This window comes from Methylobacterium sp. A52T, assembly GCF_053346095.1.
The window spans coordinates 1-12,714 of the sequence record NZ_JBKFBI010000003.1; the positions used below are offsets into that span (position 1 = coordinate 1).

At 65.8% G+C, this 12,714-nt stretch carries 10 protein-coding genes, 1 tRNA gene and 3 pseudogenes; 6 read left to right on the forward strand and 8 right to left on the reverse strand.

Translation table 11 applies throughout. The features are described 5' to 3' along the window. Nucleotides 1-207 precede the first annotated feature (207 nt). From ACLBYE_RS01425 to ACLBYE_RS01440, 4 genes are all read left to right on the forward strand, one after another. Nucleotides 208-1,488 (forward strand): EAL domain-containing protein, encoded by a 1,281-nt coding sequence (locus tag ACLBYE_RS01425; RefSeq protein WP_447692732.1) that lies wholly within the window; start codon nucleotides 208-210, stop codon nucleotides 1,486-1,488. Nucleotides 1,489-1,665: 177 nt separating this feature from the next. Then, entirely contained in the window at nucleotides 1,666-3,228 is a 1,563-nt protein-coding gene (tsaE, locus tag ACLBYE_RS01430) for a tRNA (adenosine(37)-N6)-threonylcarbamoyltransferase complex ATPase subunit type 1 TsaE (protein ID WP_447692733.1), read from the forward strand. A gap of 19 nt (nucleotides 3,229-3,247) precedes the next feature. Next, the gene (locus tag ACLBYE_RS01435; protein ID WP_447692734.1) at nucleotides 3,248-4,000 is read left to right on the forward strand and encodes a nucleotidyltransferase family protein; all 753 of its coding nucleotides are present in this window, start codon (nucleotides 3,248-3,250) and stop codon (nucleotides 3,998-4,000) included. Between the two features lie 124 nt (nucleotides 4,001-4,124). Then, nucleotides 4,125-4,201 (forward strand) — tRNA-Arg (locus ACLBYE_RS01440). A gap of 198 nt (nucleotides 4,202-4,399) precedes the next feature. Here ACLBYE_RS01440 and ACLBYE_RS01445 read toward each other — a convergent pair. From ACLBYE_RS01445 to ACLBYE_RS01465, 5 genes and pseudogenes are all read right to left on the reverse strand, one after another. Further along, nucleotides 4,400-5,204 (reverse strand): annotated as a pseudogene (locus tag ACLBYE_RS01445) (IS5 family transposase). Between the two features lie 82 nt (nucleotides 5,205-5,286). Continuing rightward, complete coding sequence (locus tag ACLBYE_RS01450) at nucleotides 5,287-5,802, reverse strand: hypothetical protein (RefSeq protein WP_447692735.1); 516 nt, start codon at nucleotides 5,800-5,802, stop codon at nucleotides 5,287-5,289. A 65-nt stretch (nucleotides 5,803-5,867) separates the two neighbouring features. Continuing rightward, nucleotides 5,868-6,338 (reverse strand): glycosyltransferase family 2 protein, encoded by a 471-nt coding sequence (locus tag ACLBYE_RS01455; protein WP_447692736.1) that lies wholly within the window; start codon nucleotides 6,336-6,338, stop codon nucleotides 5,868-5,870. 315 nt (nucleotides 6,339-6,653) lie between these two features. After that, entirely contained in the window at nucleotides 6,654-6,908 is a 255-nt protein-coding gene (locus ACLBYE_RS01460; RefSeq protein ID WP_447692737.1) for a hypothetical protein, read from the reverse strand. A 126-nt stretch (nucleotides 6,909-7,034) separates the two neighbouring features. Beyond that, a pseudogene (locus ACLBYE_RS01465) lies at nucleotides 7,035-7,262 on the reverse strand (hypothetical protein); the annotation flags it as partial. Between the two features lie 128 nt (nucleotides 7,263-7,390). Between ACLBYE_RS01465 and ACLBYE_RS01470 the strand changes: the two are divergent. Beyond that, nucleotides 7,391-8,335, forward strand: coding sequence for a glycoside hydrolase family 16 protein (locus ACLBYE_RS01470; protein ID WP_447692738.1), 945 nt, complete (start codon nucleotides 7,391-7,393; stop codon nucleotides 8,333-8,335). Between the two features lie 25 nt (nucleotides 8,336-8,360). Beyond that, nucleotides 8,361-8,635 (forward strand): annotated as a pseudogene (locus tag ACLBYE_RS01475) (IS5/IS1182 family transposase); the annotation flags it as partial. 300 nt (nucleotides 8,636-8,935) lie between these two features. Here the strand turns inward: ACLBYE_RS01475 and ACLBYE_RS01480 are convergent. The 3 genes from ACLBYE_RS01480 to ACLBYE_RS01490 all read right to left on the reverse strand — a co-directional run bounded on the left by ACLBYE_RS01480 (nucleotide 8,936) and on the right by ACLBYE_RS01490 (nucleotide 12,714). Then, nucleotides 8,936-9,628 (reverse strand): class I SAM-dependent methyltransferase, encoded by a 693-nt coding sequence (locus tag ACLBYE_RS01480; RefSeq protein ID WP_447692739.1) that lies wholly within the window; start codon nucleotides 9,626-9,628, stop codon nucleotides 8,936-8,938. A gap of 237 nt (nucleotides 9,629-9,865) precedes the next feature. Continuing rightward, nucleotides 9,866-10,978 carry a glycosyltransferase gene (locus ACLBYE_RS01485; RefSeq protein ID WP_447692821.1) on the reverse strand — a complete coding sequence of 371 codons (1,113 nt, stop codon included), beginning with the start codon at nucleotides 10,976-10,978 and terminating at the stop codon, nucleotides 9,866-9,868. Nucleotides 10,979-11,049: 71 nt separating this feature from the next. Further along, nucleotides 11,050-12,714, reverse strand: a complete 1,665-nt coding sequence (locus tag ACLBYE_RS01490; protein ID WP_447692740.1) for a Wzz/FepE/Etk N-terminal domain-containing protein — start codon at nucleotides 12,712-12,714, stop codon at nucleotides 11,050-11,052.

Sequence of the window (12,714 nt, forward strand, 5' to 3'; positions counted from 1 at the left end):
GCGGCCCTGGCGCTGGCTGGCGGCCGGATCTCCGGGGCGGGCGGCGCGGCCGCGCTCCTCGGCCTGCGGCCGACGACGCTGGCCTCGCGGATCAAGGCCCACGGGATCCCGCGCGGCTGATCCGGCGGGCCCTTGATCCGATCTTAAGGCCGCTGTGCCAACGCTCGCGCCGGGCTTTCCCCGCGAAGGCGCAGCGTCCCCCGACCGATGCACGACCGCTCCGATCCCGTCACCCTCCCGGCCGGCACCGTCCTGTTCGAGGAGGGGGCGATCGGGCACTGCGCCTACCTGATCCTGAGCGGGCGCATCGCGATCTTCCGGCGGCGCGACGGCGGCGAGGCCGTGCTCGCCCAGCGCGGCGCCGGCGAGATCTTCGGCGAGATGGCCATCCTCGACGCCCTCCCGCGCTCCGCCGGCGCGCGCGCCGAGGCGGATAGCGTGCTCGTCCCGGTGGACGCGGCGCAGATCCGCCGGCGGCTCGCCGGCGCCGACCCGATCCTGCGCCTCTGCCTCGAGGGGCTCATCGCCCGGTTCCGCGAGACTCTGCCCCGCCTCGGGCCGGCGGTCGCCGAGGGGCTTCCCGCGCCGCCGTCGCCCTCCGCCCGCGCCGATTTCGACGCGACGGTCGCGTCGCTCGCGCAGGAGCGCGCCCTGCGGCGGGCCCTGGCCCGGGACGAGTTCGCGCTGTTCCTGCAGCCGATCGTGCGGCTCGCCACCGGGCGCCTCGCCGACTTCGAGGCCCTGATCCGCTGGCACGATCCCGAGCGCGGGCTCGTGCCCCCCGGGGCCTTCATTCCGGCTGCCGAGGCGAACGGCCTGATCCTGGCGATCACCGCCTGGGTGATCGGCGCGATCGGCCGGATCGTGCCCCGCATCCTGCAGGCCGGCCTGTGCGCGCCCGTCTCCGTCGAGCCGTCCCTGTTCGTGAGCTTCAACGTCACAGCCCAGGATCTCGCCCGCACGGACGTACCGGGCCTCGTCGACGCGATGCTGCGCCGGACCGGCCTCGCGCCCGGCGCCCTCAAGATCGAGGTTACCGAGAGCGCGCTGATGCAGGATCCGGCCGGGGCCGCGGCCGCCCTCGCGCGCTGCCGCGCCGCCGGCCTCGGCATCGCGGTGGACGATTTCGGCACTGGCTACTCCTCGCTCAGCCATCTCAGCACCCTGCCGATCACCACGCTCAAGGTGGACCGGGCCTTCGTCCGGGCGATGCTGGCGGAGCCGCGCGATCGCCGGATCGTCCAGACCATCCTGCGGCTCGCCGAGGAGATCGGGGTGGTGGCGGTCGCGGAGGGCATCGAGGGCCGCGCCGAGGCGGAGGCCCTCGCGGCGATGGGCTGCGCCCTGGGCCAGGGCTACCATTTCGGCCGCCCGATGCCGGAGGCCGACGCCCTCGCGGCGGCGGCGGCCTGGAACGCCGAGGCGTGGCGCGTCGGGCTCTCCGGGGAGGCTGATCCGGGGCGGCACGGGTTCCACGCCCGGGCCTGACGGATTCCCGGCCCCGGCGCGGTCTTTCGCCGCCCCCGCGAGCGTGGTTTCGATGCACCGGGCGGGCGGGAAGCGCGCGGCTCCGGGCGGAAACGCTTGCATCCGGTGCGTGTTTTCGGACCATGCGTCTTCGGGTCTCGGAGGCGGGCTTTGGGCGGAGACGAGCGGGACGGGCAGATGGCCGAAGGGGCTGCGGGGGCATCCTCGCATCCGGCGCCCTGGGAATTCGTGCTGCCGGAGGAGACGGCCACCGAGGATCTCGGCCTGTTCCTCTCCGAGTTCCTGATGCCCGGGGACGTCGTGGCTCTGTCCGGCGGCCTGGGCGGCGGCAAGACCACGCTCGCCCGCGCGGTCATCCGCGAGCTCGCCGGCGACCCGCGCCTGGAGGTGCCGAGCCCGACCTTCACACTGATCCAGCCCTACGCGGCCCGCGATGGCCGGCCAATCGTCCACGCCGACCTGTACCGGCTGCGCGACCCGGACGAGTTGGTGGAACTCGGCTTCGACGAGATGGCCGAGGGCGCGATCACCCTGGTGGAGTGGCCCGACCGGATGCCGCCCCGCGACGGCCCGGTGCTGACCGTGGACCTGTCCCTGCGGGCGGAGTTCGGCCCCGAGGCGCGGCTCGCGCGGATCGACGGCACCGGCGGCATGCGCGCCCGCCTCGACCGGGCCCGCGCGGTGCGCCGCCTCCTCGACCGCAGCGGCTGGGACATCGCCGAGCGGACCTTGATGCAGGGGGACGCCTCCTCCCGCGCCTACGAGCGCCTGACCAAGCCCGACGGCACCAGCGCCGTGCTGATGATCGCGCCGCCGCGCCCCGACGGGCCGCCGGTGCGGGACGGCAAGCCCTACAGCGCGATCGTGCACCTCGCCGAGAGCGTCCACGCCTTCGTGGCCCTCGACCGCGGCCTGCGGGCACTCGGTTTCTCGGCCCCGAAGATCTACGGCGAGGACCTGACCGAGGGCCTGCTCATCCTGGAGGATCTCGGCACCGAGCCGGTGATCGAGGGTGGCGCCCCTCGGCCCGAGCGCTACGCCGAGGCCGTGCGCGTGCTGGCCAAGCTCCACGCCAACCCGCTGCCCCCGGTCCTGCCCGTGGCGGAGGGGATCGAGCACAGGCTGCCGCCCTACGACATGGAGGCGCTGCTGTTCGAGGCGGAGCTGATGCCCGAATGGTACGCCCCGGCGATCCGGAACGTCAGCCTGTCGGTGGAGGCGCGGGCGGCCTTCGTCGACCTGTGGCGTGCGGCGCTCCAGGGCGCGATCCCGGACCGGCCGACCTGGACCCTGCGCGACTACCATTCCCCGAACCTGATCTGGCTGCCCGAGCGCGACGGGCTGGAGCGGGTCGGGCTGATCGATTTCCAGGACGCCGTCATGGGCCACCCGGCCTACGACGTCGCCTCGCTGCTGCAGGATGCCCGGGTCGATTCCAGCGCGGAGTTCGAGCTGCGGCTCCTCGGGCTCTACGCCCGCGAGCGCCGCGGCCGGGACCCGACCTTCGACGTCGGCGCCTTCGCCACCGCCTACGCGCTGCTGGCGGCCCAGCGGGCCACCAAGATCCTCGGCATCTTCGCGCGCCTCGACCGGCGCGACGGCAAGCCCGGCTACCTCGCCCACCTGCCGCGGATCGAGGGCTATCTCGCCCGCAACCTCGCCCATCCGGCGCTCGCCGGTCTGCGGGCCTGGCACGCGGACCACCTGCCGGGCCTCGTCGCCCCGGCGCCCGACCCCTGACCACCGGATTCCCGACCGCATGAGCGATCCCAGTCCCGCCGTCAGCCGCGCCTTCGTCCTGGCCGCGGGCCTGGGCAAGCGCATGCGGCCGGTGACCGCCACGGTGCCGAAACCCCTTGTGGAGGTGTCCGGCAAGGCCCTGCTCGACCACGCCCTCGACCGGGTCGCCGAGGCCGGGATCGAGAGCGCGGTCGTCAACGTCCACTACCTCGCCGACCTGATCGAGGGGCACCTCGCGCGCCGGGCCGAGGGAGCGGCCCCGGGGCCGGCCACGACCGTGTCCGACGAGCGCGCGGCGCTGCTGGAGACGGGCGGCGGCATCCGCAAGGCGCTGCCGCTCCTGGGCGACGCGCCGTTCGTGGTGCTGAACTCGGATTCGTTCTGGCTCGAGGGGCCGGCCTCCAACCTGCGCCGGCTGATCGAGACCTGGGACGGTGACCGCATGGACGGCCTGCTGCTGGTGGCGCCGACCGCCACCAGCCTCGGCTACGAGGGCGCCGGGGATTTCGTGATGGATCCGGACGGCCGCCTGGAACGCCGCGGCGAGCGCGCGGTGGCGCCGTTCATCTACGCGGGCGTGGCGATCCTCACGCCGGGCCTCTTCGCCGACACGCCGGAGGGCGCCTTCTCGCTCAACCTGCTGTTCGACCGGGCGATCGGAGCGAGGCGGCTGTTCGGGATGCGGCTCGACGGCCAGTGGCTGCATGTCGGCACGCCGGAGGCGATCCGGGCCGCGGAGGAGCGCGTCCGCGCGAGCGCCCGGGCCCCGTAGAGAGCGGGATCCGGGGCGCGATGCGCGGGGCGCGAAGTCCTTGTCCGAAGTGTCTTGCCAAGCCGGATCTGAGCCTCTAGAAGCCCCTTCACACCGGCGGGCCGAGAGCCCGCCGCCGTGTCAGGCGCCCGTAGCTCAGCTGGATAGAGCACCAGACTACGAATCTGGGGGTCAGAGGTTCGAATCCTTTCGGGCGCGCCATTCCATTTGACCGCTAAGAACATCCGCTAAGACCTTGAACGGCAAGGTCAAATTTGCGGTTCTACATCCTTCCCCGCGCTTGTAGCGAAGCCGGTCGGCGAAGGTGAGCTTGAGCACCGCGCAGCGGTCCTCGATCCTGCCGGTACTCCAAAGATTTCAAGGGCTTGCGATGAACGCCAAGGCGGTCCTTTGGAGCGCCTAACAAAACCGTCGTTCGATGAAACGCCAGACGATGAGGGCAGCGGCCAGCGTCGAGAAGGCGAGATGGACGTCGCTGCGTCGCTCGTAGCGGATGGCGAGGCGGCGGAACTGGGCGAACCACGCCAGGCTCCGCTCGACGACGCACCTGTGCCGTCCCGGCCGCTGGTTGCTCTCGACTCCGCGCCGGGCGATGCGGGGCTGGATGCGACGGCGGGTCAGCGCCTGACGACAGCGGCGGTGGTCGTAGGCCTTGTCGGCGTGCAGCTTCGAGGGCCGCCTGCGCGGCCGTCCCCAGCATGAACGGATCGGCGGGACAGCATCCACGGCCGCCTCTAGCATTCGGCTGTCGTGCACGTTGGCACCCGTCAGCTTCAGCGCGAGGGGGATGCCCCTCGCGTCGGTGAGGACATGGCGCTTCGTGCCCGGCTTGCCTCGATCGGTCGGGTTCGGGCCTGTCGCCGCGCCCCCTTCTTTGCGGCGACCGAGGCGCTGTCGAGGGAAGCTCGACTGAAGTCGATGCCGTTCTGGCGGCCGAGCCGGTCGAGAAGAGCGTGCTGCAGGCGGTCCCGCACTCCGGCCCTCTGCCAATCCCGCAGACGCCGCCAGCAGGTCATGCCCGAGCCGCCGCCCATCTCCCGGGGCAGCAACTCCCACGGTGTACCTGAGCGCAGCACGAACAGGATCCCCGTCAGCGCCGCGCGGTCAGAGGTCCGAGGCCGACCGCCCTTGGCTTGGCCTGATCAGGCGGAAGCAGCGGTGCGATCTCGGCCCACACGCCATCGGGAAGGAGCGGTCTCGCCATCTCCTCCGAACACGCCAAACCCAGTTTTGTTAGAGGCTCCAAAGCCAGCCAGTCAGGTCAAGATCCGGCGGACATCGGAACGTTACGCTACGCCCGACGCCGGACGTCGCTTCAGCGACGCGAGTAGCCGGACCAAGTGAAAGCGCCACGAGTTGATGAAGCGCGCATTGATGGTGTTCGGTAAAACGATCGCCATCATGATCGCCGAAGCTGTCGCCACCCGTCTGAGCGGGCTGTACCAAGATGGAAACCGACCAACTGCGCATAAGGCCTTCTTGGCGGACACCCTCTTTCCGGACAGGATATCGTGAGTGATCTCGTAGATGTTGTGGAAGTACATCTGGTCCGGAGGCTGGACGCTGTCGACCAGACCTCGCTGCCGCAAGGCCGATTTGAGATGCAGCACGCGGTCGCTGAAGCGCCGTTTGTGCCGCTCCAGCAGAGAGAGCGAGAGCATGCTCCCGACTCCGGATTTGTTCTTCCCATGGATTCGATAGCATCCGAGCGGCCGTTTCAGGCTGACGATGTCCCCGAAGAAGGGGGCAGCTGACAGGATGACGCCGTCGACGGCCGAGTCGTAAGTGGCCTCCCGCAGCAACTCGCAGACATCCCTCCGGAAGACGTTCCCCGAGGTGGGAGGAGACACATAGGTTCCCGATTCATTCACGAATTTCTTGAATCGGTCGCGTTCCCGTCCTTCAGCAGGGACGGGAAGGCGGGCGCGATCATCGATCCGGCTTCGTCAATCCGAGCCAGAGGAAATTGCAGCTTCGCGATATCTGCATCGAGCGATCTTATGATGACCGCGAGCGAATTCGGTAAGAGTTGATCGTCTGCATCGAGGAACAGGACGAACGGAGCGACAGTGTTATCAAGTCCCAGAAGGCAGGCGCTGACTTGGCCTCCATTCGTTTTGCGAAATGATCGCACTCCGCTGGACTGGATAACCGCCCAGGATTGATCAGTCGAGCCATCATCGACGACAACTATCTCGCAGGATCGATTGTTCTGCGAGACGACGCTCTGGATCGCGCAGTGAACGTATCTTTCGTAGTTGAAGCAATTGATGATGATGGCCAGGACAGGACGCTTCTGGCCAGATATAATATTCTCAGCTGTCGAGGTTGAATACATGAAATTCCCGCTGAGAATGTAGTGCGGCTAATGTCTTCGATGATATTCCAACATCGCGGCTTTCTTGAGCGTCTAGGTGAGGTCTCAGTGCAATCAAATCTGACGTGCGTCGACTGTGAAGTGCTGAGAGAGGCCGATACTGCCTAAAACGTCTCGCGCGGCGATTTATTCCGCAGCCGAAGCCAGGCTCAAGCGGCCACCTGAGTCGCGCCAGTCAGAGCTTCACAGGGCGATTTTCGCGATCTGACGCGGTCTTGTCAATGACGAGTGCAGCATCCCCAGATCCGCCGAAGGAGAATACTCACTTCAGCCTGATCAGCCGTGGCGAACTTCAGGATCGCGTCGCAAGAGCGGTCGACCCCGTCGCTTCGAGGCCCGTGGCAGTGCGAGGGGCGCCCTTGAGCGCACGTGCTCAGGCACCGGATCTCCATGCTGACACAGCCGGTGGCTCGTTCCCTCGTTGCACCACGGCACATGATGCAGCAGACGGTCGAACGGCGGGGTGGCCGCGACAGGGACGTCGAACACTTCGCCCCATCGGGCAAGGCCGCGGTTCGAGGTCTGGACCATCGCGCCGCGCTCGTGGCGCGTTGACGTTGTGGAAGAACAGATTGCGCCCGCCCGGCACCTCCGGCGGGCGGAGACCGACCGCCGTGAAGATGTCCGGTGAGCGCCGCACTCCCTGATCGCCCGTCAGAGCCGGGAACTCGTCAGCGCGGAACGGGCGGCAACGCGCTCGCGCAGATAGGTCTTGAAGGGATCAGGATGATGCCCGCGCGGCTTGTAGGCGGGTGGCTTGAGGCCGCGGGTGATGTCCTTGCGAACCGTCTTGCGGTCGACGTTGAACTGCCGGGCGATGATAGTGACGGACAGACCCTGGCGTTGCAACTCCGGACTGCTGGGCCGGCGGATGTTCGATCTCAGCTTTCGCGCGCGTGGTCCGACGTCCACATCGAGGGTCCGGAGCTGTTCGGGGTAAAGCCTTGAGGCGAAGGCCGTCTCTTGGGTAGGATGAGAAATCAGTAATCGCCTCGCGATTCGGGACGCCTCAAATGATGAAGCCCGACTGGGCCCGCCGAGATTTCCTGAAAATCGGTCTTCGAGCACTGCCAGTCTGGACGACGGCATCCCTGATCGGAATCGGTCGTGCCGGCGCGGCGGCCGATGTCACTGCAGACCCGACACAGGGGCGAACGCTCGTTTTCGATGAGCCCTTCAAGGAGATTAACGGACGGATCTGGAACGGCGGTCCGAAGGCGACGACCGGGCCTTCCGGATACTACGGCCGCTCCGCGTTTGCGCCCCTCTCCGGAGCGGAAGGTTTCAAACCATACGAGATCATCGAGGATGCAGAGGCCACGGGCGGAACGGCTCTGCAAATATCCGCAAAATATATCGGACGCAAAATGTCCGTTGTAAACTATTACGGAAACGATACATCCGATTATCAATGGATCTCTGGAAACCTGCAGGCCGGGAGTCGGAGCGGCGTTGTCTCCATCGGATGGGCGCGAGGCTATTTCGAGGCCAGAATGAAATTTCCAAGACACCCTCTGACATGGCCCGCGTTCTGGTTGCTCAACCGGGACGGTATATCAAATACAAAGAGAAGTATAGAAGTCGATATTGTCGAACAGAAGGGCTTCGAGCCCAATCTATACGGTGTTTATCTGCATGAGTGGGGCCAGCCCGACGAGCATAACGAGGGAAGCGGTGTTCCGACGCCCGTCGATATGACTCAGCAATATTGCCGCTACGGAGTTCTGATTCAGGATGGAAAATGCATCCCTTACTTTGAGCGCAAGCCTGTCATAAATCCAGCAACCAAACAGGTCAACATCTGGACATTGACCCGCGCCTCCGAGATGGCGAAGACGGGGGATGTCTTCTGGCCGCTGCTCACACTCGCTCTGCGGACAGACGTTCAGGTACCGCAGCTGACCGAAGCTCAGAAGCTGGTCCATATGCAGGTCGATTATTTCCGCGTCTACAGTTAGTTTGACATCGTGTCCCCGCGCCGGGGCGCGCCTGCCCGGCCGGATCCGCCGCCTGAGTGCCGACAAGGGCTACGATGCCGATTGGCTGCGCAGGAACGGCATCACGCCCGTCATTCCGGGTAAACGCGCTCGCAAGCGCCGGGTCCGTCATGACAAGCCCTGCGATCAAGAGCGCTGGCGCATCGAGGCAGCTCTCAACCGCCTCAAGACTTTCGTCGCATCGCCACTCGCGACGACAAGCTCGCCCGCGCCTACGCTTCAGCCCTCGCTCTGGCCGCCGTCGTCGCGTTCCGGTGCTGATCGAGTGCAGGCTTTCGGGGCGCACATCCCGCGGGTGACGCAGGCGAGGACGCGTGCGGGCATCGAGGCGATCGCGCCGCGTTGCGACGTGATAGGCCTGTCCCGTCTCCTGGCCCGCAGGCCGGGAAGAGCAGAGCAGTCGGCCTGGCTGCTGCCTCGCCTGTCTATCCGGGTTCGGCGGAGAACAGGAGACAACATCTCTCCGACGTTTGGCCGCGAGAGCCGATTCGAGCAATGGCAGATCGTGGACAGCGTGGGACTCAGCGACCGCGTGCACGGCTTCTCGGAACGTGCCCGAAATTATTCGGCAAGCACCAGGAGTGAGTAACCTCCGAGCACTCTGACGGTCAGGTCCTTGTTCAACGCGAACAGCGCCCGACGCGGAACGCTCATCAGACGGCTGGACAGAGCTTGTTTCGGAAGTTCGATGCGACTTGCCGTATAACAATAATCAATCACATTGTATCCGCAGTCACGCAGAGTGGCGAGTGCGGTGTCCTTGAAAAAGTAATGGAGGTGACCGACACTGGACCGTAGGTGCAAGATCGGGTTGCCGCGGAACAGTGATTGGACCGAAAGATCGAGGGGAATATGGAAAATCTTGACCTTTGCGAGCGGTCGGAGCTGCTTCGCGAAGCTGATGTAATCCTCGACATGCTCGATGACGTCGATGGCAAGAAGTACATCGAAGGGTGCGTCAGGTGCGCCGAAGACGTCGTCCAGGTAAAATTTCGTGCGCGCCGTTTCCTTGTCCTTGGCGCGCCGGTACGCATGCGGCGAAATCTCGTATCCGTACCCTCGCGAGTGATCGAACATATGCTCAAGATTTAAGATGACGTCGCCGGTCCCGCACCCGACTTCGCAAATGTTCTCGAAGCGGATCCCATTTTTTCTGATTATGTTCCCAATCTGAGCCGCCTTCCACGGTGCGTCCGCTTCGTGCCAGTCGGGATTATTCTCAGCGTAAATCGAGTTTTTATAAATCTCAAGCACGGCGGGTACTCCACTAGGCCATGGCAGGCGTATCGCAACTTTCCTCGGACTCTCTCAGTTGGGATAACTCGCTGATCCGCTGAAGATTCGCGATCATGGGATCGAAAATTGTACGATCATTACGAAAGGGATCGCACGTTATCACCATCGATGAGCAGGGTTCGGCGTAAGAGGTGCATGAAGGTCTCAGAAAAGGGGCGTAAGGCGCGATGCGGAGTCCTGGGATGTCTTGACCGATCAGAGAACGGATTCGCGGATTGCGTCGGCGTGAACGTGGACCACGTTCTCGGGACTGAAGCGATCAATATGTTCCTTTCTGAAAGAGGAGAACAATTTTTCGGACTCTAAATTCTCGCAGTAGTGAATCATCGCTCTGACCAATGCGTCCTCGTCATCTGGGGGCACGAGACGCCCGAGGCGTTGATCGACCAAGATGTCGCTCGGACCGAATTCGCAATCGGTCGATATGACGGGCAGCCCGCACCGGAGCGCTTCGCATATGGCGAGCGACCAGCCCTCCCAGCGCGAAGTGGCAACAAACACATCACTGGTATCCAGTGCTTGCTGGGGGTTCTCGGGATGGTGCGCGAGTTTGATAACGTTCGTCATGTTGAGTGCCTGGATCTGCGCGGTGAGAGCCGCCTTGTCGGAGCCATGACCGACCAGATTGAGGCTGACATCCTTTCGTCGCGCGTACAGCTTCGCAAACGCCCTAATCAGGATATCCTGGCCCTTCTGAAAGTCGTAACGCCCGACATTCACGAAGGTTACGAGTGTCGAATTTCGCTGCATATCGGTGCTCGACGGTTCAAAGCGTCGAACCGGATTCGGCACCCAGTACATCGGGCGGGTGCAATTGAAATCCTGTTTGAAGGCTTCGAGCTGTCTCGGAGAAGTCCCGAAGACCGATCTGATGCGGCGAAGAACCAGATGATTGAGAAGGAAGAAGTACATTGCTGATTTGAAGTTCGCGGCTTCCCGTCTGGGATTGCCATGGAGGTGCATGGCGACGCGCTGCTGGATTCCCAGGCGCGCGAACCAGAAAATGACGGTCGGCTCGATCTGCGGAACGATCACCAGATCGTAGCGCTTCTCCTGGATAACAGACCTGAAGGTTCGAAGGAGATCGAGCCGTGAGTTCACCGGCCGGAAGACGCTCCGGTAAACCCGCGGCTCTGGCGGATGGTTCTCATGCTGCGAGAGCCTCAGGACATCGACGTCAAACTCTGCGCTTAACCGTGTCGCTAGTTCGGTGCAGATCGTATCGACGACGCGCTCGATCCCTGCGAAGACGGGTGTCCTCGGCTGGATATACAGGACCTGAAATTTGCCGCTGTCCGCAGATCGCATCGACGCAGGCCCCATTTCACGATTGATTCCGAGCGTCGAGCGCGGATCCGTCGACGATGCCGGAGTCCGGCTCACGCGCGATTGAGAACGGCGCCGATCACGTTCGCGCCGGCACCGATCAGGCCGTTCACCGCGTCCGACAGCTCGTCGACGGTCGTCCGCCCGGCCTCGGCGACGATCACCACGACATCCGCTCGACGGGCGGCGACCCGGGACTCGGCCGAGACGGAGAGCGGCGGCAGGTCGAGGATGACGTAGCCCCCCCGGCGCATCTGGTCGATGACGCTCTGGAAGACCGAGGAACTGAGGGAGATGCCGGTGCCGACCGCCGTGTAGGGCGACCGCGACGGCAGGACCGAGACGCCCCCGAAATCCACGAACTTGGCGAGGGCCAGATGGCTCGGATTGATGATCAGGTCGGCGAGACTCGCGCCGACCCCGGCCTTGGAGTCCGGGGTCAGGAAGAAGGTTCCGGCGCCGTGGATGTTCGTGTCGATCAGCCGGGCGGTCCGGCCGCCTTCCTGCAGCAGGCGCGCCAAGCTCAGGCCGATCAGGGTCGTGCCGGTGCGCGGGGTGCAGCCGACCAGGGCGATGACACAGTCGGAATCGTGGCCGCGCGCGGAGAGGGCCAGCTGGATCGACGTCCGAAGGTCGCGGACGCCCGTGGAGAATTTGACGTTGAGGAACCACGGCGCGTTGACGTTGCGCAGATCCACGGTCTCGCGGCGGCCGTCGGCCGTCTTGCGCAGGACCTCGGGCATCACGGCGAGGCAGGGGATGCCGGCCCTCTGGACGAGGTCCTGCGGCGTCCGGATCCGGCGGTCGAAGGCCTGCAGCAGCGCCACGGCCAGGAAGCCGCCGACGAGGCCGATCATCGCGCCGAGGCCGAGGATCAGGGTCTTCCGCGGGGCCGAGGGTTTGAGGGGCTGCAGCGCCGCGCCGATCACCCGTGCGTCGGCATCGGGCGTCGGCGCGTCCGGCAGCGTGCCCTCGGTGACGGCCGCCGCGGCGGACCGCGCCTGGGAGGCGAGGGCATTGACGCGACCCTGGAGAAACTCGGCGCCGTTCTTGGCCGCATCGGCCTTGGCAGCGATGGATTGCAGCAGATAGGCCGAGACGGCCGCGTTCGCGACGCGCCGCGCCAGGTTCGGGTCTCTGGACGTGTACGAGACCTCGACAACGTACGACTGGCCCACGCGCCTGACGGTGAATCGCTCGGCGAAGTTCTCGAACTTTCTCTGCTGCAGGATGGCTGCCATCGACGGCGGGGCGGTCCGCAGCCCCGACAATTCGGACGCGCCCGGGCCCGGCTCCTTCGGGCTCTCGGCTTCCGGAGGACCGAATTCCGGATTGTTCGCCAGCTGGAGACTGTTGAACACGTTCGCCAGCAGCCGTTCCGAGCGGAGGACCTGGAGCTCGCTCTCGGCCCGGCCCACATCGAGGCTCGGCATCGGGGCGCCATCCGAGGAGCCCGAGCCCACCGGGCGCCGCGGCTCGAGCAGCAGCACAGCGGTCGCCGTGTAGAAGGGGGTCGCGGTCACCGTGTAGAGCGCCGCGCAGCCGATGCAGAAGACCACCCAGACGGCCACCGCCAGTTTGTGCCGGCGGGCCGCCTTGAGGGCCGCCGAGATGACGGCCAGCGGGCCGTCCTGCACGCCGATGGACGTCGTCTCCGGAAAATGGGAGACCGATTGGGACTGGTCCGGCGGGATCCGGTTGGTGTTGTGGATGTTCAT

Bases quoted from the DNA above. Each gene is read 5' to 3' on its own strand.
- ACLBYE_RS01425 (WP_447692732.1), top strand. From the start codon at position 208: ATGCACGACCGCTCCGATCCCGTCACCCTCCCGGCCGGCACCGTCCTG.
- tsaE (WP_447692733.1), top strand. From the start codon at position 1,666: ATGGCCGAAGGGGCTGCGGGGGCATCCTCGCATCCGGCGCCCTGGGAA.
- ACLBYE_RS01435 (WP_447692734.1), top strand. From the start codon at position 3,248: ATGAGCGATCCCAGTCCCGCCGTCAGCCGCGCCTTCGTCCTGGCCGCG.
- ACLBYE_RS01455 (WP_447692736.1), bottom strand. From the start codon at position 6,338: ATGTATTCAACCTCGACAGCTGAGAATATTATATCTGGCCAGAAGCGT.
- ACLBYE_RS01460 (WP_447692737.1), bottom strand. From the start codon at position 6,908: ATGGTCCAGACCTCGAACCGCGGCCTTGCCCGATGGGGCGAAGTGTTC.
- ACLBYE_RS01470 (WP_447692738.1), top strand. From the start codon at position 7,391: ATGATGAAGCCCGACTGGGCCCGCCGAGATTTCCTGAAAATCGGTCTT.
- ACLBYE_RS01485 (WP_447692821.1), bottom strand. From the start codon at position 10,978: ATGCGATCTGCGGACAGCGGCAAATTTCAGGTCCTGTATATCCAGCCG.
- ACLBYE_RS01490 (WP_447692740.1), bottom strand. From the start codon at position 12,714: ATGAACATCCACAACACCAACCGGATCCCGCCGGACCAGTCCCAATCG.